The sequence below is a fragment of the Streptomyces sp. AM 2-1-1 genome, assembly GCF_029167645.1.
In the GTDB taxonomy this organism is placed as follows: domain Bacteria; phylum Actinomycetota; class Actinomycetes; order Streptomycetales; family Streptomycetaceae; genus Streptomyces.
This window is the reverse complement of sequence record NZ_CP119147.1, coordinates 2,299,992-2,315,970: the sequence shown is the minus strand read 5'-3', so window position 1 is coordinate 2,315,970 and position 15,979 is coordinate 2,299,992. Positions and strand designations below refer to the sequence as shown.

The following is a 15,979-nucleotide window of genomic DNA, read 5'->3' as shown; positions in this document are numbered from 1 at the left end:
CGCTGCGATTATGCCCCTACCGACGCCGCGCGGTCGCGAACGCGCGGCGGCCGGGGCGGCGGCCACCGGTCCGCGGCCCGCTCAGTCGCCTTCGCGCCGCTCGCGCGTCGCCAGCAGACGGCGCAGCGAGTAGAGCCGCGCCGGGTCGGCGTGTCCGCCGGCCACCCACGCGTCGAGCGCGCACTCCGGCGCGCTGTCGTCGTGGGTGCAGCCGCGCGGGCACTCCTCGGTGCCGGGCTGGAGGTCGGGGAAGGCGTTGATGACCCGGGAGGGGTCGATGTGGTGCAGCCCGAACGACCGGACGCCGGGGGTGTCCACGACCCACCCCGCGCCGTCCGGCAGCGGCAGCGCCAGCGCGGACGTGGTGGTGTGCCGCCCGCGCCCGGTGACCGCGTTGACATGGCCCGTCGTCCGCCGCCGGTCTTCCGGCACCAGGGCGTTGACCAGGGTGGTCTTGCCGACCCCGGAGTGCCCGACGAACGCGGTGATCTTGCCGTTCAGCTTCTCCCGCACCCGGTCCGCCGCGTGGCCGTCGGCCAGCTCGTCCCGGTTGGTGACGATGAACGGCACGCCCAGCGGGGTGTACGCCTCCAGCAGCTTGTCGGGGGTCGCCAGGTCGGACTTGGTGAGCACCAGCAGCGGCGTCAGCCCGCCGTCGTACGCGGCGACGAGGCACCGGTCGATCATGCGCGGGCGCGGTTCCGGATCGGCGAGAGCCGTCACGATGGCGAGCTGGTCGGCGTTGGCCACGACCACCCGCTCGAACGGATCGTCGTCGTCGGCCGTGCGCCGCAGCACCGAGCGGCGCTCGCCGATGCGGACGATGCGGGCCAGCGTGTCCTTGTCGCCGGAGAGGTCCCCGACGATCGACACGGTGTCGCCGACCACCGCGGCCTTGCGGCCCAGCTCACGGGCCTTCATCGCGACCACCGTGCGCCCTTCGACGAGGCAGGTCAGCCGGCCCCGGTCGACGGTGAGGACCATGCCGTCCTCGGCGTCCTCGTGCTTGGGCCGGGTGTGGGTGCGCGGGCGGTTGCCCTTGCGGTTGGGGCGGACGCGGATGTCGTCCTCGTCGGGGTTCTTCCCGTAACGGCGCATCGCTTCTAGGCCCCGAGCATTTCGGTCCACATGTCCGGGAAGTCCGGCAGGGTCTTCGCGGTCGTCCCCACGTTCTCGATCTCCACCCCGGGCACCGCCAGGCCGATGATCGCGCCCGCCGTCGCCATCCGGTGGTCGTCGTAGGTGTGGAAGACACCCCCACGCAGCGGGCGCGGGCGGATGTGCAGCCCGTCCGCCGTCTCGGTGACGTCGCCGCCGAGCTCGTTGATCTCCTTGGTGAGCGCGGCCAGCCGGTCCGTCTCGTGCAGCCGCAGATGGGCGACACCGCTCAGGGTGGAGGGGGAGTCGGCGAGGGCGGCGACGGCCGCGATGCCCGGCGTCAGCTCACCGACCTCGCTCAGGTCGGCGTCGATGCCGTGGATGCGGCCCGAACCGGTGAAGGTGAGGCCCTGCGGGGTCAGCTCGCACGAACCGCCCATCGCCGTGAACAGCTCCCGCAGCGCGTCCCCGGGCTGGGTGGTGCGCTCCGGCCAGTCCCGTACGGTGACCCGCCCGCCGGTCACCAGGGCGGCGGCCAGGAAAGGCTGGGCGTTGGAGAGGTCGGGCTCGACCGTCAGGTCCCGGCCGAGCAGCGCGGACGGGGCTACCCGCCAGACGTCCGGCTCGCCGCCCGTCTCGGGCTCGTCCACCTGGGCGCCGACCGCGCGCAGCATCTCCACCGTCATCCGGATGTGCGGCATCGACGGCAGGGCCGAGCCCACGTGGCGCACCTCCACGCCCTGGTTGAACCGGGGGGCGGAGAGCAGCAGGGCCGAGACGAACTGCGAGGAGGCGGAGGCGTCGATCCGTACCGGACCGCCCTCCAGCGCGCCCGCGCCGTGCACGGTCAGCGGCAGGGCGCCGCGCCCGCCGTCCTCTATCCGGGCGCCGAGTGCGCGCAGCGCGTCGATGACGCCGTGCAGCGGGCGCTCGTAGGAACGGGGGTCGCCGTCGAAGTTGACCGGGCCGTCCGCCAGTGTCGCGACCGGGGGCAGGAAGCGCATGACCGTACCGGCGTTGCCGACGTCGACGGTGACCGGGCCGTGCAGGCCGGCGGGGATGACCCGCCACGCCTCGCCCGAGACGTCGGGGGCGCCCGCGGCCGCCGAACTGGACGAGACCGTCTCCTCGATGCCGACGCCCATCGCGCGCAGCGCCTGCGCCATCAGCAGGGTGTCGCGTGAGCGCAGCGGCCGGCGGAGCCAGCCGGGCTCGGAGGCCAGGGCGGCCAGGACCAGCGCGCGGTTGGTGACCGACTTCGATCCTGGCACGGTGACGGTCGCGTCGACGGCGCCGCTCGCGTGGGGGGCGGGCCAGAGGGCGGGGTGCACGGAACGTTCGGTCATGCCCTCACTTTAGAGGGGGAAGGGGGCGGAGGGCGTGACCGGTGCCGTGCCGCCCCGCGCCCGCGGGGGCGATCAGATCCCCAGCAGCCAGCGTCCGCCGCCGATGAGCGAGCAGAGCGACACCGCGTGGAAGAGGAACAGCCAGAGCCAGGCCGGGGCGTCCGTCAGGCGGGCCAGCTGGTCCGCGTCCGAGTCGGGAGCGCCGCCGTGGCGCCGCTTCGACTGGAGCTCGAAGACCGGCCGGACCCCGCCCACCAGCAGGAACCAGACCACCGCGTAGGCGAACGCCGACTGCACGGCGGCCGAGGTCAGCCAGGAGACCAGCAGGAAGAGGGAGCCCGTGAAGATCACGGTCAGCGCCCCGTACAGGTTGCGGATCATCACCAGCATCACCGCCAGGAGCGCGGTGGCCAGCCACAGCAGCAGCGTGATACGGCCGTTGGTCAGCAGCCAGGCGCCGCCCAGGCCGAGGAGCGAGGGCGCGGTGTAACCGGCGGCGGCGGTGAGGATCATGCCGATGCCGGTCGGCTTCCCCCGGCTGACCGTCAGCCCGCTGGTGTCCGAGTGCAGCCGGATGCCGGAGAGCTGCCGACCGGTGAGCAGGGCGACCAGTCCGTGGCCGCCCTCGTGCGCGATGGTGATCGAGTTCCGGGTCAGCCGCCACAGCGCGTTCGGTGCGACCGCGACGAGCGCCGCCGCTGCGGTCACCACCACCAGCCACTGCTCCGGAGCGGGCTGGGTGCCGAACACGCGGTCCCACAGGGCGCCCAGTTCGTCTTTGTCCATACGGCCGGAACTCCTTGCGGTGAGGGCGGGGTGGCGTGGCAGGCTTGCAGGCATGTGCGGACGTTTTGCGGCGAGCCGGCGGCCGGAGGATCTGACCGGACTCTTCCACGTGGAGCGGTGGGACCCGGTCGAGACCCTTGCCCCCGACTGGAACGTGGCTCCGACCAAGGAGGTCTACGCGGTACTGGAGCGTCCCCTGAAGGACGCGGCGGACGGGCGTCCGGTTCGCCAGCTCCGTACCCTCACCTGGGGCCTCGTACCCTCCTGGGCCAAGACCCCCGAGGGCGCCGCCCGGCTGATCAACGCCCGCGCCGAGACCGTCCACGAGAAGCCCTCCTTCCGCAAGGCGTTCCTCCAGCGCCGGTGCGTGCTGCCCGCCGACGGCTACTACGAGTGGATGACCGGCGCCGACGAGCGGCAGCGGGAGGAGGAGGGGAGGAAGAAGCGGCCCCGCAAGCAGCCCTACTTCGTGACCCCCGCCGACGGCTCCGTCTTCGCGATGGCCGGACTCTACGAGTTCTGGCGCGACGCCACCCTTCCCCCGGACCACCCGCGGGCCTGGTGGACGACCTGCTCGGTGATCACCACCGAGGCCGAGACCACCCCGCTGGCGGTCGCCCCCGCCGAAGGGCCGTCCGCGCTCGCCGACATCCACCCCCGGATGCCCGTGATGTTGACGCCCGACCGCTGGGACGCCTGGCTCGACCCGGCGCGCACCGACACCGACGAACTGCGCGCACTGATCGCCCCGCCCCGGGGCGGACTGATGCGGGCCCACCCCGTCGCCACCGCCGTCAGCAACGTCCGCAACAACGGGCCCGAGCTCCGGGAGGAACTGGTCGCGCCCGAGGAGCCCACGCTCTTCTGAGGCAGGCGCGTCCCCGGCGCGCGTGGGCCGACCGGGAGGGGTGGGCCGCCGGGGCAGGATGGGCCCCATGAGCCCCGATCGCAGTGCCCCCGGCGGGCTGCCCGTCCGCGTTCCCACCCCGGCGGGGGAGGCCCGGATCACCTGGTTCCCCTCCGTCGGCGCCCGCCTGGTCCTGGCCCTCGGCCACGGTGCGGGCGGCGGCATCGAGGCCCGCGACCTGGCGGCGCTCGCCGCGGCCGCCCCCGGGCACGGGGTCAGCGTCGCCCTGGTGGAGCAGCCCTGGCGGGTCGCGGGGAAGAAGGTCGCGCCCGCCCCGAAGACGCTGGACACCGGCTGGCGGGCGGTCTGGCCCGAGCTCGCCACCCCCGGCCTGCCGGTCGTCGCGGGCGGCCGCAGTGCCGGCGCGCGGGTCGCCTGCCGCACCGCGGGGGAGCTCGGCGCCCGTGCCGTCCTCGCGCTGAGCTTCCCGCTCCACCCGCCGGGCCGCCCCGAGAGGTCCCGCGCCGGCGAACTGCTGGGCACGGGGGTCCCCACCCTCGTGGTGCAGGGCGGCAACGACCCCTTCGGACGCCCCGCCGAATTCCCCGCGGGCGGGTACGAGATGGCCGAGGTCCCGCACGGCGACCACGGCTTCGCGGTGCCCAAGCGGTCGGGCCTGACGGAGGCCCAGACGATGGAGATCCTCGCCGGCGCCGTCACCGGCTGGCTCGACCGGCTCCCCACCTGACCCCCCTGCGGCCCCGCGCCGGCCGTGGCCCCGCTCACATCCCGCGGGCCGCCCGGCGGCCGGGAATGCGCGCCGTGGGACCGCTGTTGTTCGGTACATCGGCGCCCGGTACGCCGAGGAATCGGTACGCCGGCACCTCCGGTACACCGCACACGTCATCTGGTTGTGGAGAGGGAGTCCGTCGCATGGGTTCGACCATCTGCCCGCGTCGCTCGAACGCCGCGGATCTGGAGTGGACGGTGCTGCACGCGCCGAAGGCCATTCCCGGGCACGCGCCGGGCGGAAGCGATCGACCGCACGCGCGGAACCAGGGTCGACTATTCTCCGAGGCGAGCGGGTCCGGTTTCGGCCCCGCAACAGCGTTGGAGGAGGTGGGTCCGGTCACTGGTAACGACACAGGGACCGACGACGGCCGCCCGGAGGAGACGACGGACGAGCGGAACGCACGTTTCGAGCGGGACGCGCTCGTCTTTCTCGACCAGATGTACTCCGCGGCCCTGCGCATGACGCGCAATCCCGCGGACGCCGAGGACCTGGTCCAGGAGACCTACGCGAAGGCGTACGGCTCCTTTCACCAGTTCCGCGAGGGCACCAACCTCAAGGCGTGGATGTACCGCATTCTCACCAATACCTTCATCAACTCGTACCGCAAGAAGCAGCGCGAGCCCCAGCGCAGCGCCGCCGAGGAGATCGAGGACTGGCAGCTGGCGCGAGCCGAGTCGCACATGTCGACCGGGCTGCGGTCGGCCGAGTCCCAGGCTCTCGACCACCTTCCGGACTCCGACGTGAAGTCGGCGCTGCAGGCGATCCCCGAGGAATTCCGCATAGCGGTCTACCTCGCGGACGTCGAGGGCTTTGCCTACAAGGAGATCGCGGACATCATGGGGACTCCCATCGGTACGGTGATGTCCCGACTGCACCGCGGACGCCGCCAGTTGCGCGGCATGCTGGAGGACTACGCCCGCGAGCGCGGGCTCGTTCCCGCCGGCGCCGGTGAGTCGGACGATCGGAAAGGCTCGGCCTCATGAGCTGCGGAGAGCCGCACGAGACGGACTGCTCAGAGGTTCTCGACCACCTCTACGAGTTCCTCGACCACGAGATGCCCGAGGGCGACTGCACCAAGTTCGAGACGCACTTCGGTGAGTGCTCCCCGTGCCTGGAGAAGTACGGCCTGGAGCAGGCCGTGAAGAAGCTGGTCAAGCGCTGCTGCGGTCAGGACGACGTCCCGACGGACCTGCGCTCGAAGGTGATGGGCCGGATCGATCTGATCCGTTCCGGCCAGGCGGTGCCGGACCAGGACGTGTCGCTGGGCGACACGGACCGGTCGGCGGCCACCACCGAATAGCACGACCGACGCCGCCGGGACACGCACGCCGGCGGAGCCGGAAGGACGGCCGGGAGGCGCACCGCGCGGGACGCGGTGCGCCTCCCGGCCGTTCTCCGTCTCCCTCCCCGGGCGCAGCGCTCTTCCCGCGCGCCTCCCCGGCGCGCGCCCGGAGGCGCATCACCCGTACGCGCTAATCACGATCGTTGCTCCACCTCCGCCCGGACTACTCGCTAGCGTGACGCCTCCATCGACCATGCGGGGGCGGGTGCGACATGAGGAGAACACCGGTCGCGGCACGCGTGTTCATCGCGGTCGTGGCGGTCTGCGCCGCCGGCTGCCTCGCTCCCGTACTCGACCAGTTCACCCGGCCCTGGCAGGCGCACGCACCCACCGGCGGGGACCCGGTGGCGTGGCGGACGCTGGGCCTGCTGGCCGCCCTCTATCTCGTGGGCGAACTCCCGGGCCGCTGCCCCTTCTCCGGCGAGCGGATGCCCATCCGTTCCGGTTCGTTCTTCCCGTTCCTGCTCGCCGCGGCCTTCCTGCTGCCGCCCTCGGCCGCCGCGCTCGTCGCCGTGCCCGGCTCCCTCGCCGGCCGGGTCGAGCACCCGCCGTCCGCGGCCCGCCGGATCTGGCGGGCCGCGCAGCTCACGGTCACCGTGTGGGCGGCCTCCACGGTCTACGGGGCGCTCGGCGGCCGGTCCGCGCTCGGCGGCCCACCCGGGCCGGGCGGGGAGCGGGGGGCCGTGCCCGACTTCCCGTACGTGCTGCTGCCCGCCTGCGCCGCCGCCGTCGTCTTCAGCCTCGTCCTCGCCCTGCTGGACGGCGCCGTCCGGGTGCCTGCCGAACACGTGGCGCTCCGCAACGCCTGGCACGGGCTGGTGGGCCCCCCGCTCGGGCCGCATCTCGTGCACGCGCTCGCCGGACTGATGATGGCGGTGCTGTGGCGCGGCCCCTACGGCCCGCTCTCCTCGCTCTTCGTGCTGCTGCCGATGTACATCTCCTGCTGGGTCTTCGCCCAGTACCACCGGGAGCACGCCGCCCACCGGGCCACCATCCGGGCCCTCGTCCAGGCCGTCGACATCAAGGACACCTACACGCGCGGCCACAGCGAGCGCGTCGGCCGCGCCTCCGTCCTCATCGCCCGTGAGATCGGCATGGCACCGGAGCGGGTGGAGGCGCTGCGCTTCGCCGGCATCCTGCACGACGTCGGCAAGCTCGGCGTGCCCACCCGTGTCCTGCGCAAGGACGGCCCGCTCACCCCCGAGGAGCGACGGGTCATCGAACTCCACCCCGAGTACGGCCACGAGATCGTGCGGGGCATCGGCTTCCTCGACGAGGCCAGGGCCGCGATCCTCCACCACCACGAGCGGCTGGACGGCAGCGGTTATCCGCACGGGCTCGCCGGCGCGCACATCCCCGAGTTCGCCCGGGTGGTCGCCGTCGCCGACGCCTTCGACGCGATGACCTCGAACCGCTCCTACCGGCGCGGCCGTCCGGTGGCCGCCGCGGTGGAGGAGCTGCGCCGCTGCGCGGGGAGCCAGTTCGACCCCCTGATGGTGCGGGCTCTGGTCCGGGCCCTGGACCAGCACGGCTGGTCGGCGACGACGGTCGCGGTGACCTCGGACGAGGCCACCCTGCCGCCCCCGCGCGGGCAGGCACCTGTCGCGGGAGGGGCGGCCCGGTCCGCCGAGGGCGACGGGGGGAACGAGCGGTGAAGGGCGTCCCCGGAGGCGGAGCGCCCGTCGCCGTTCGCCTCCTGCACGCCGCCGCCCTCGCGCTGGCGCTCGTCGCCGTGGTCCACACCCTCTGGTCCGGGGTCGCCGAACCGGGGCACGCCCTCGCCTTCGGCGCCCTCGTCGCGGTGGGTGAGCTGGGGTCCTGCGTCCGGACCGGTCCGGGTCCGGTGCCGGCCGGGGCCGGACCGGAGGCCGGGGTGCGCCGGGGCGGCCTGCCCGGCGAACGGGAGCCCGCGCCGCTCGGATCCGCCGGGGCCTTCGCGTACGCCCTGCTGGGGCGGAGCGCGGGGGAGCCGACCGGGCAGGGGGTGCTCCAGGTGGTCGCCGTGGTCGTGGTGGCGCAACTCCTCGCGGCCGTCCCCCGGCCCGGGCACGGCCGCGGTCCGGGGCCCGGCCACGACCGGCTCGCCCGCCGGGTGCTGACCGTGGCCTTCGCCGCCGTCTGCTTCCAGCCGTTGCGGGACGCGGAGCAGTTCACCGGGGTGCTGGGGGAGGGGCCCGCGTACGCCGTCCTCCTGGTGGCTCTGCTGGGACTGACCGCGCTCTGCGACGCGGTGCTCGCCGCGTTCGTGCGGGCGGCGCGGACCCGGTATCCGTACGGCACCCACCTTCGCGACGAACTGCGCGGCCTGCCGGGCATCGGTTCGGCGGTCTGTGCCACCGGCGCGGTGATGGCGCTCGGGGTGGCCGTCGCCGGGCTCTGGGCACTGCCGGTGCTCTGCGTGCCGCTCCTCCTCACCCAGGTCTCCTTCCGCCGGTACGCGGCCGTCCGCGCGACCTACCGGCAGACCATCGCCTCGCTGGCCCGGGCCACCGAGGTCGCCGGGTACACCCCGCCCGGTCACGCCCGCAGGGTCGCCGAGCTCTGCACGGCGGTCGGGAGGGAGCTGGGGCTGGGCGGCGGTGAGCTGGCCGTGCTGGAGTACGCGGCGCTGATGCACGACATCGGTCAGCTCTCCCTGGTCGACCCGCTGGCGGACGGGGCCACCGCCCGGCTGCCCGCGGCCGAACAGCGCCGGATCGCGCTGCTGGGCGGGGCAGTGGTGCGGCAGACCGGGGTGGACGCGAAGGTGGCGGTGGTGGTGGAACGGCAGGCGGACCCGTACCGGGAGCAGCCGCTGACCGCGCGGATCGTCCGTGCGGTCAACGCGTACGAGGATCTGCGCGGGGAAGGCGCGGGAGGGGCTCTGCGGGCCCTGGAACAGCTGCGGCTCGGTACCGGCCACGACTACCAGCCGCAGGTGGTCGAGGCGCTGGCCGCGGTTCTGGCGCGGGGCGGCCCACCCCGGGTGCGGACGGGGTGACCCATGGGTAATGAGCGGGCGTCCGGCCGGGCATGGTTGGATGCGAAAGAAGAGGGTGTCCAGTCGGGACAGGCGGGAATCGTGAGGATCTTCGGGAAGGCACGGCATCGGCCGTCCGCCTCGTGGCGTCAGGCCACGGACCGCGCGTTCACGCTCATCGGCGACGGCCGGTACGAGGACGCGGGGGCGCTGCTGACGCGCGCGGCGGACCTGGAACCCTGGCTCTCGGAGTCCTGGTTCAACCTGGCGCTGCTGCACAAGTTCCGGCACGATTGGGAGCAGGCGCGGTCGGCCGGGCTGCGGGCCGTGGCGCTGCTGGACCGGGAGTCCGGCGCACCGGACTGGTGGAACGTGGGCATCGCCGCGACCGCGCTGCAGGACTGGCCGCTGGCCCGCCGCGCCTGGCAGGCGTACGGCCTGAAGGTGCCCGGCAACGGCGCCGCGACCACCGAGCCGACCGGCATGGAGCTGGGCAGCGCCGCGGTGCGGCTGTCGCCGGAGGGTGAGGCCGAGGTGGTCTGGGGGCGCCGGCTCGACCCGGCCCGGATCGAGGTGCTGTCGATCCCGCTGCCGTCCTCGGGGCGCCGGTGGGGCGAGGTCGTGCTGCACGACGGGGTGCCCCACGGTGAGCGGGTGACGGCGGCGGGGCCCGCCTACCCGGTCTTCGACGAGATCGAGCTGTGGGCGCCCTCGCCGGTGCCGACGTGGGTGGTGCTGCTGGAGGCGGCCACCGAGGAGGACCGGGACGCGCTGGAGAAACTCGCCTCGGACGCCGGGTTCGCCGCCGAGGACTGGTCCTCGTCGGTGCGGCTGCTCTGCCGTTCCTGTTCGGAGAGCCGGATGGAGAGCGACGAGGGCGACGGCGAGCACCTCGACCCGCACGACCACAGTGAGCCCGGCCACCCCGGCCCGCTGGGGCACCGTACGGCGGGCGGCCTCTGGTCCCCCGAGCGCGAGTGCGGCCTCGCGGCCCCGGCCGGACTGGTGCGGGGGCTGCTGGACGGCTGGGTCGCCGACAGCCCGGACAGCCGCGAGTGGCGGGATCTCGAAGAAGTCTGCTGACCGTCCTCCCGGGCGCCGTCTCCCCGTAGGCTGTACGGGCACCGATTCTCCGGTGCGGATCTGCCCGGCTCCCGGGTTTTCACGGTTCACGGTTTGCAGGAAGGCGTACGGCGGACATGTCGCAGCAGGAGACGGACGAGCGGATCGGCGTGGACGACGAGGGTTTCGTCGTGGACACGGAGGACTGCGAGGAGCGTGAGGCGGCGTACCGCGGACGCGGTACCTCCCGTCCGATCACGGTCGTGGGCAATCCGGTCCTGCACAAGGAGTGCCGGGACGTCACGGAGTTCGGCGACGAGCTGGCGCGGCTGATCGACGACATGTTCGCGAGCCAGCGGACCGCGGAGGGCGTGGGCCTGGCCGCCAACCAGATCGGTGTGGACCAGAAGGTCTTCGTCTACGACTGCCCGGACGACGACGGGGTGCGGCACGTGGGCGTCGTCGTCAACCCGGTCCTGGAGGAACTGCCCCCGGAGGCCCGGGTGCTGGACGACTCCAACGAGGGGTGCCTGTCGGTGCCGACCGCCTACGCCGAACTGGCCCGCCCGGACTACGCCGTCGTGCACGGCCAGGACGCCCTCGGCAACCCGGTCAAGGTGCGGGGCACCGGCTACTTCGCGCGCTGCCTCCAGCACGAGACGGACCACCTGTACGGCTACCTCTACATCGACCGGCTGTCCAAGCGGGACCGCAAGGACGCGCTGAAGCAGATGGCCGAGGGCACCCCGCGCTACGAGGTCGTCCCGAACGACTGAGCCGTTTTGGCCGCCGGCGCGAGAGCCGGCGCCGAGGGCCCGTCCGCCGCGGTGTTCCGCGGCGGACGGGCCCCTCGGTGTGCGGCGTTCGTCATCGGACGTTTTCCCAGGGGGAGTTGACGCGCGTCGACCGCTGCGCCAGGCTCACTCCCACGTTCCGCAGGGATCACATCCACCGCGAGAGGGAGCACCCCACATGCTCAGGCGCGCCGCACGCATCCTGCTCGGATTTGTCATGACCATCTCACTTGCGTGGGGCGGGGCCGTGCTCACGGCCGGCACCGCCCACGCGGACGGGTGTTTCACCTTCACCCGCACCCTGTCCTCCGGTGCCACCGGCAGCGACGTCACCCAGCTCCAGATCCGGGTCGCCGGGTACCCCGGCTACAACTCGGTGCTGGCCGTCGACGGCTCGTACGGGCCCGCCACCACCGCCGCGGTCAAGCGCTTCCAGGCCGCGTACGGCCTCACCGCCGACGGCATCGCGGGCCCGGCCACCCAGGCCAAGATCTACGCGCTCCAGGACGACGACTGCACCCCGGTCCACTTCACGTACGCGGAGCTGAACACCTGCAACAGCACCTGGGCGGGCGGGGCGGTCGCGGCCGGGACGGCCAGGGCCAACGCGCTCACCAGCATGTGGAAGCTGGAGGCGCTGCGGCACGCCCTCGGCGACCAGCCGCTCCGCGTCACCAGCGGCTTCCGGTCCACCTCCTGCAACGCGGCGGTCGGCGGAGCGGCGGGCAGCCGCCACCTGTACGGGGACGCGGTCGACCTCGGGGTGGGCGCGCGCTCGCTGTGCACCATGGCGCTCCAGGCCCGTAACCACGGCTTCAACGGAATCCTCGGCCCGGGCTACCCGGACCACGGTGACCACGTGCACGTCAACCAGGGCCCGAGCCACTTCTGGTCGGCCTCCAGCTGCGGCATCTGACCCTCTCCGGGGGCCGCGCCGGGAGCCGTCAGACCCTCTCGGCGACCCCGGCCGGTCCCTGGAACGTCCGCCGGTAGGCGTGCGGGGTCGTGCCCAGCGAGCGTACGAACTGATGGCGCAGGGCCGCCGCGTTGCCGAAGCCGGCCCGCCCCGCGACCGCCTCCATCGTCTCGTCCGAGGTCTCCAGCAGATGCTGCGCCAGCAGCACCCGCTGCCGCAGCAGCCAGCGGTACGGCGTGGTGCCGGTCTCCTGCTGGAACCGGCGCGCGTAGGTGCGCGGCGACATATGGGCGAGGGCCGCGAGCTGGTCGACGGTCATCTCCTGGTCGAGGTGGTTCTCCATCCAGGCCAGGGTGTCCCCGACGGTGTCGCAGCGGGTGCGCGGCAGCGGCCGCTTGACGTACTGCGCCTGGCCGCCGTCCCGGTGCGGGGGGACCACCATCCGGCGGGCGACGGCGTTGGCCACCTCCTGGCCGTACTCCTGGCGCACCAGGTGCAGACAGGCGTCGATGCCCGCTGCGGTCCCCGCCGAGGTGATCACCTGGCCCTCGTCGACGTAGAGCACGTCCGGTTCCACCCGGGCCAGCGGAAAGCGCTCGGCCAGCTCGGCGGCGTGCCGCCAGTGCGTGGTGCAGCGGCGTCCGTCCAGCAGCCCGGCCGCCCCGAGGAGGAAGGCGCCCGAGCAGACGGAGAGCACCCGCGCACCGCGTGCCACGGCCCGCCGCAGCGCCTCCAGGACCTCCGGCGGGTAGGTGCGGGCGACGAAGCGGCTGCCCGCCGGCACGGCGACGAGGTCGGCCTCCTCCAGCCGTTCGAGGCCGTGCGCCGCGGTGATGGTGAAGCCGGCGTGGGTGCGCAGCCCGGGGCCCTCCGCCGACACCACCGCGAAATCGTGCACCGGCAGCCCCTCGTCGCTGCGGTCGAGGCCGAACACCTCACAGAGCACGCCGAGTTCGAAGGGATGGACCTCGTCCAGCAGTAGGGCGGCGACGTTTTTCAGCATGACCGCAGTGTGGCAGTAATTCGCTGTTCCTGGACAGTCCTGCCACTGCCCTGACGGCTTCCCGGCGGCCAGAGTGGAGCCATGAACACCTTTCTGAACCTCCTCGGGGTCACCCTCCTCGCCGTCCTCGTCCTGCTCCCCGCCCTCGTCGGTTTCGCCCGCGAGCGCCGCATCGACCGCGAGCTGCGCGCAGCCGAACACGCCCGCCGCACCGACCCGCCGGACCCGGTCCCCGCGCAGCCGCAGGATGCCGTACGGCCGCGCGGCGCCACCCGGCGCCCGTACCTCCGCTCCTGGGCCCGCGTCTGACGGAGGGCCGCGGCCCGGCCCGTCGCCGGGCCGCAGCGCGGGGCCGGCACGCGATCATGGACCGACCTGTTCACCGACGGACGAAGTGAGACATGGCTTTCATCCACCGCACCACCATGACCCCCGGCAAGCTCGACCTGGTGGCCGCCTGGCTGCCCGCCCAGCCCTGGTACGCGGGCACCACGCCCGAACTGTCGAAAGCCGGGGGCTTCCGGCTCGACGACCCGCAGGGCGAGGTGGGCATCGAGTTCATGGTGGTCAGCGACGCCTCGACCGGCCGCCCGCACCCCTACCACGTGCCCGTCACCTACCGGGGCGCCCCGCTGGAGGGGGCGGGGGCCGCGCTCATCGGGACCAGCGAACACGGAGTGCTGGGCACGCGCTGGGTGTACGACGGCGCTTCGGACCCGGTGCTCACCGGCCGCCTCCTCGCCCTGCTGCACGGTCGCGCCGAGCCGCAGGCGCAGAGCGACTCGGACACCCCCGACCCGACCGTGCACGCCCGGGAGATGGGGGAGGACATCCCCGACGGAGTGGTCGTCGAGAGCATCGAGAGCGGGATGTTCGGCACCGACATCCTGCTGGCGGACCCCGCCGGACCCGGACGCTGGACCCTGCGGGTGGTGCGCGCCCTGACGGGCGACGCGGAGGAGGCCAAGGGCGACGCGGGACCGCTGCTCGGCGAGATCACCGCGCTCTGGGCACTCCCGGGCGCCGAACCGGCCCGGGCCCGCTTCGCCGAGGTGCGCCACACGGCCCAGGGCTGACACATGGCGGCGGGCACCCCTTCGGAGGTGCCCGCCGTGTCCGTACGCCGGGCCGGTCGGCCCCCGGTCCGGGGACGGTGACGTGAACGAGGGGCGACGCCGCCGGGGTGCGTGCCGGGCGGCGCCGTCAACGACCGAAGGGGCCGGCGCTGGTCGGCCGGAGGACATCGTCGAGCGATTCCAGGCCAGAGTCCTCAACGCCCGTGTGCACAGGGGGATTTCCGCGCCATGATGGCGCCCGGGGCCACGGAAAAGTCGTCAAGTGGCCCCGGATGCTGGCTAGTTGACCTTGCGGAGGGGCCGTGGACCGTTTTGCCGAGGCAGTGCGCAGACATCGCAGACCCGCCATCCTGATTGCGGCCGGCCTCGTGATTCTGCTGCTCCACGGGGTTATGTACACGACAGTGGATACAGGTCTCGGTGATTTCGACCTTTCCGGACCACCAGGGGAGTGGGGGGCGTACCAGGTCGACGAGGACGGCTTCACCCGCTTGATGGCCGCGAGCACCGTGTTTCCGCCGATCGGGCAGGCGCTGCTGATCGCGGGACTCCTCGGCTGGTTGCTGGAGGCGCAGCGCGACAGGCGAGACCGGGACTGAGGCCGCTTCGATGGAGATGTTTCTCGCTCTTCTCGGCGGTGTCGTCAGTGTCCTGGGTCTGCTGCTGGGTTACGTCAGTCACCGGCGTCACCAGCGGACCCGGATCGGCTACCGCCTCGTCGCGGACAGCCCTCTCGCCCAGAACATCGACGGCATCGAGAACCTGGGCATCCACTACGACGGTCGCGTCCTCACCAGGCCGCGGTTGATGGTCCTGGAGATCATCAACGTGGGCAACGTGCCCATCCGCCCCGATGACTACCAGGACGATCTGGGAGTCACGTTCCCCGAGGGCGTCGAGATCGTCTGGAGCAGCGTCCAGGGGACACCGGCGTCGGTGACCGCGGACGTGCGGGTGGTGGCGGAGAGTGTGCGGATCGGACGTCCGCTCCTCAACGGCGAGGACGTCCTGACCTTGCAGGTCCTGGCCGACGGGGACGGGGCGGACGTGCGGGTCGACGGCCGTGGTGTGGGGTTCAGCCAGGTGGAGAAGCTCGCGGGGCCGAGCACCGCGGGACGGGGCGGGCTGCTGGGGTCACCCTCCTCCATCGCGCTCATGACTCTCGTGTCGATCGCGCTGATCACCACAGCCTGGCTGGTGTACACCCTGTGGCCGGACTCGGGCGGAGCGGAGGAGGTGCAGAAGTTCGACGTCGCGGTGGGTGACACGATCGGGAAGAACCTGCCAGAGGAGGGCGCCGGCGAACTCGTCGACGGAAATCCGGCCGACGAGTACACCTTCACCGCCCTGAAGGGGACGCGCGTGTACGTGCAGCAGTTGGACTGCGCCGACACCTTCGGACGGGTCCTGTCGCTGCGCCGGGCGCAGGGGGACAAAGTGCCTGGCTTCTACGAGGCGACAGCCCGCTGCCCCTCGTCCGAAGCGGTGGAGCTCGAGGAGGCCGGACCCTACACACTGCGCGTCGCCCTGGGCTACGGGTCACTGCCGCAGACGTACTCCATCAAGATCTGGGACGCGCCCGTGGACAAGCGGAACATCGGGCTCGACAACCCGATCGAGGGGAGAATCGAGCAGCCGGGTGGTCGGGACGAGTTCACCATCGACGCCCAGGCAGGGGACCGCATCGCCTTCGCCCTCAACGCCGAAAAAGGGCTGCGGCCGAAATGGAGCCTGCGGGCCCCGGACGGCAGGGAGATCGGCAAGAGCGACCTCTACCCCTACATCGATCCGATCGACCTGGACGCCGAGGAGAGCGGTACGTACAGGCTCGTCGTCGAGTCCGTGGACACGACCACGGGTGACTACGTCCTGCTCCCACGCGACGAGAAGAAATCCTGAGGACGTGAGAGCGTCCCGGTCGGGGCGACGTGTCCCGACGGCGGAGCCGCCGTGCCGG

The 15,979-nt window shown here is 73.0% G+C and carries 17 protein-coding genes; 13 read left to right on the top strand and 4 right to left on the bottom strand.

Going from position 1 to position 15,979, the window contains the following annotated elements:
- Positions 1-81 precede the first annotated feature (81 nt).
- The 3 genes from rsgA to PZB77_RS09700 all read right to left on the bottom strand — a co-directional run bounded on the left by rsgA (position 82) and on the right by PZB77_RS09700 (position 3,230).
- The gene (rsgA, locus tag PZB77_RS09710; RefSeq protein ID WP_275492169.1) at positions 82-1,098 is read right to left on the bottom strand and encodes a ribosome small subunit-dependent GTPase A; all 1,017 of its coding nucleotides are present in this window, start codon (positions 1,096-1,098) and stop codon (positions 82-84) included.
- Between the two features lie 5 nt (positions 1,099-1,103).
- Positions 1,104-2,444: a 3-phosphoshikimate 1-carboxyvinyltransferase gene (gene aroA, locus PZB77_RS09705; protein ID WP_275492168.1), complete on the bottom strand. Its 1,341-nt coding sequence runs from the start codon at positions 2,442-2,444 to the stop codon at positions 1,104-1,106.
- A 72-nt stretch (positions 2,445-2,516) separates the two neighbouring features.
- A complete protein-coding gene (locus PZB77_RS09700) occupies positions 2,517-3,230 on the bottom strand; it encodes a M50 family metallopeptidase (protein WP_275492167.1) in 714 nt (237 codons plus the stop codon).
- A gap of 52 nt (positions 3,231-3,282) precedes the next feature.
- Between PZB77_RS09700 and PZB77_RS09695 the strand changes: the two genes are divergently transcribed.
- From PZB77_RS09695 to PZB77_RS09655, 9 genes are all read left to right on the top strand, one after another.
- Positions 3,283-4,098, top strand: a complete 816-nt coding sequence (locus PZB77_RS09695; RefSeq protein ID WP_275492166.1) for an SOS response-associated peptidase — start codon at positions 3,283-3,285, stop codon at positions 4,096-4,098.
- 67 nt (positions 4,099-4,165) lie between these two features.
- The gene (locus PZB77_RS09690; RefSeq protein ID WP_275492165.1) at positions 4,166-4,825 is read left to right on the top strand and encodes an alpha/beta family hydrolase; all 660 of its coding nucleotides are present in this window, start codon (positions 4,166-4,168) and stop codon (positions 4,823-4,825) included.
- A gap of 371 nt (positions 4,826-5,196) precedes the next feature.
- A complete protein-coding gene (locus tag PZB77_RS09685; RefSeq protein ID WP_266708915.1) occupies positions 5,197-5,853 on the top strand; it encodes a sigma-70 family RNA polymerase sigma factor in 657 nt (218 codons plus the stop codon).
- Positions 5,850-6,170 (top strand): mycothiol system anti-sigma-R factor, encoded by a 321-nt coding sequence (rsrA, locus tag PZB77_RS09680; RefSeq protein ID WP_275492164.1) that lies wholly within the window; start codon positions 5,850-5,852, stop codon positions 6,168-6,170. Before PZB77_RS09685 ends, rsrA begins: the two co-directional genes overlap by 4 nt.
- A 254-nt stretch (positions 6,171-6,424) precedes the next feature.
- Positions 6,425-7,867, top strand: a complete 1,443-nt coding sequence (locus PZB77_RS09675; protein ID WP_275492163.1) for an HD-GYP domain-containing protein — start codon at positions 6,425-6,427, stop codon at positions 7,865-7,867.
- The gene (locus tag PZB77_RS09670; RefSeq protein ID WP_343299856.1) at positions 7,864-9,192 is read left to right on the top strand and encodes an HD domain-containing protein; all 1,329 of its coding nucleotides are present in this window, start codon (positions 7,864-7,866) and stop codon (positions 9,190-9,192) included. Before PZB77_RS09675 ends, PZB77_RS09670 begins: the two co-directional genes overlap by 4 nt.
- 81 nt (positions 9,193-9,273) lie before the next feature.
- On the top strand, positions 9,274-10,254 hold the full coding sequence (locus PZB77_RS09665) for a hypothetical protein (RefSeq protein ID WP_275492162.1): 981 nt from the start codon (positions 9,274-9,276) through the stop codon (positions 10,252-10,254).
- A gap of 116 nt (positions 10,255-10,370) precedes the next feature.
- Positions 10,371-11,009 carry a peptide deformylase gene (gene def, locus PZB77_RS09660; protein WP_275492161.1) on the top strand — a complete coding sequence of 213 codons (639 nt, stop codon included), beginning with the start codon at positions 10,371-10,373 and terminating at the stop codon, positions 11,007-11,009.
- Between the two features lie 196 nt (positions 11,010-11,205).
- Complete coding sequence (locus PZB77_RS09655; RefSeq protein WP_275492160.1) at positions 11,206-11,943, top strand: D-Ala-D-Ala carboxypeptidase family metallohydrolase; 738 nt, start codon at positions 11,206-11,208, stop codon at positions 11,941-11,943.
- A 28-nt stretch (positions 11,944-11,971) separates the two neighbouring features.
- On the opposite strand, the gene PZB77_RS09650 is transcribed toward PZB77_RS09655, so the two are convergent.
- On the bottom strand, positions 11,972-12,946 hold the full coding sequence (locus PZB77_RS09650; RefSeq protein ID WP_275492159.1) for a helix-turn-helix domain-containing protein: 975 nt from the start codon (positions 12,944-12,946) through the stop codon (positions 11,972-11,974).
- Between the two features lie 81 nt (positions 12,947-13,027).
- Between PZB77_RS09650 and PZB77_RS09645 the strand changes: the two genes are divergently transcribed.
- The 4 genes from PZB77_RS09645 (at position 13,028) to PZB77_RS09630 (ending at position 15,921) form a co-directional block, all read left to right on the top strand.
- Positions 13,028-13,255 (top strand): hypothetical protein, encoded by a 228-nt coding sequence (locus PZB77_RS09645; RefSeq protein ID WP_275492158.1) that lies wholly within the window; start codon positions 13,028-13,030, stop codon positions 13,253-13,255.
- A 92-nt stretch (positions 13,256-13,347) separates the two neighbouring features.
- Positions 13,348-14,022, top strand: coding sequence for a 1,4-alpha-glucan branching protein (locus tag PZB77_RS09640; protein ID WP_275492157.1), 675 nt, complete (start codon positions 13,348-13,350; stop codon positions 14,020-14,022).
- Between the two features lie 302 nt (positions 14,023-14,324).
- Positions 14,325-14,621 (top strand): hypothetical protein, encoded by a 297-nt coding sequence (locus PZB77_RS09635; RefSeq protein ID WP_275492156.1) that lies wholly within the window; start codon positions 14,325-14,327, stop codon positions 14,619-14,621.
- A 10-nt stretch (positions 14,622-14,631) separates the two neighbouring features.
- Positions 14,632-15,921, top strand: a complete 1,290-nt coding sequence (locus tag PZB77_RS09630) for a hypothetical protein (RefSeq protein ID WP_275492155.1) — start codon at positions 14,632-14,634, stop codon at positions 15,919-15,921.
- Positions 15,922-15,979 lie beyond the last annotated feature (58 nt).

Coding starts and splice junctions, on each gene's coding strand:
- rsgA (WP_275492169.1), bottom strand. CDS start 1,098: ATGCGCCGTTACGGGAAGAACCCCGACGAGGACGACATCCGCGTCCGC.
- aroA (WP_275492168.1), bottom strand. CDS start 2,444: ATGACCGAACGTTCCGTGCACCCCGCCCTCTGGCCCGCCCCCCACGCG.
- PZB77_RS09700 (WP_275492167.1), bottom strand. CDS start 3,230: ATGGACAAAGACGAACTGGGCGCCCTGTGGGACCGCGTGTTCGGCACC.
- PZB77_RS09695 (WP_275492166.1), top strand. CDS start 3,283: ATGTGCGGACGTTTTGCGGCGAGCCGGCGGCCGGAGGATCTGACCGGA.
- PZB77_RS09690 (WP_275492165.1), top strand. CDS start 4,166: ATGAGCCCCGATCGCAGTGCCCCCGGCGGGCTGCCCGTCCGCGTTCCC.
- rsrA (WP_275492164.1), top strand. CDS start 5,850: ATGAGCTGCGGAGAGCCGCACGAGACGGACTGCTCAGAGGTTCTCGAC.
- PZB77_RS09675 (WP_275492163.1), top strand. CDS start 6,425: ATGAGGAGAACACCGGTCGCGGCACGCGTGTTCATCGCGGTCGTGGCG.
- def (WP_275492161.1), top strand. CDS start 10,371: ATGTCGCAGCAGGAGACGGACGAGCGGATCGGCGTGGACGACGAGGGT.
- PZB77_RS09655 (WP_275492160.1), top strand. CDS start 11,206: ATGCTCAGGCGCGCCGCACGCATCCTGCTCGGATTTGTCATGACCATC.
- PZB77_RS09650 (WP_275492159.1), bottom strand. CDS start 12,946: ATGCTGAAAAACGTCGCCGCCCTACTGCTGGACGAGGTCCATCCCTTC.
- PZB77_RS09645 (WP_275492158.1), top strand. CDS start 13,028: ATGAACACCTTTCTGAACCTCCTCGGGGTCACCCTCCTCGCCGTCCTC.
- PZB77_RS09640 (WP_275492157.1), top strand. CDS start 13,348: ATGGCTTTCATCCACCGCACCACCATGACCCCCGGCAAGCTCGACCTG.
- PZB77_RS09630 (WP_275492155.1), top strand. CDS start 14,632: ATGGAGATGTTTCTCGCTCTTCTCGGCGGTGTCGTCAGTGTCCTGGGT.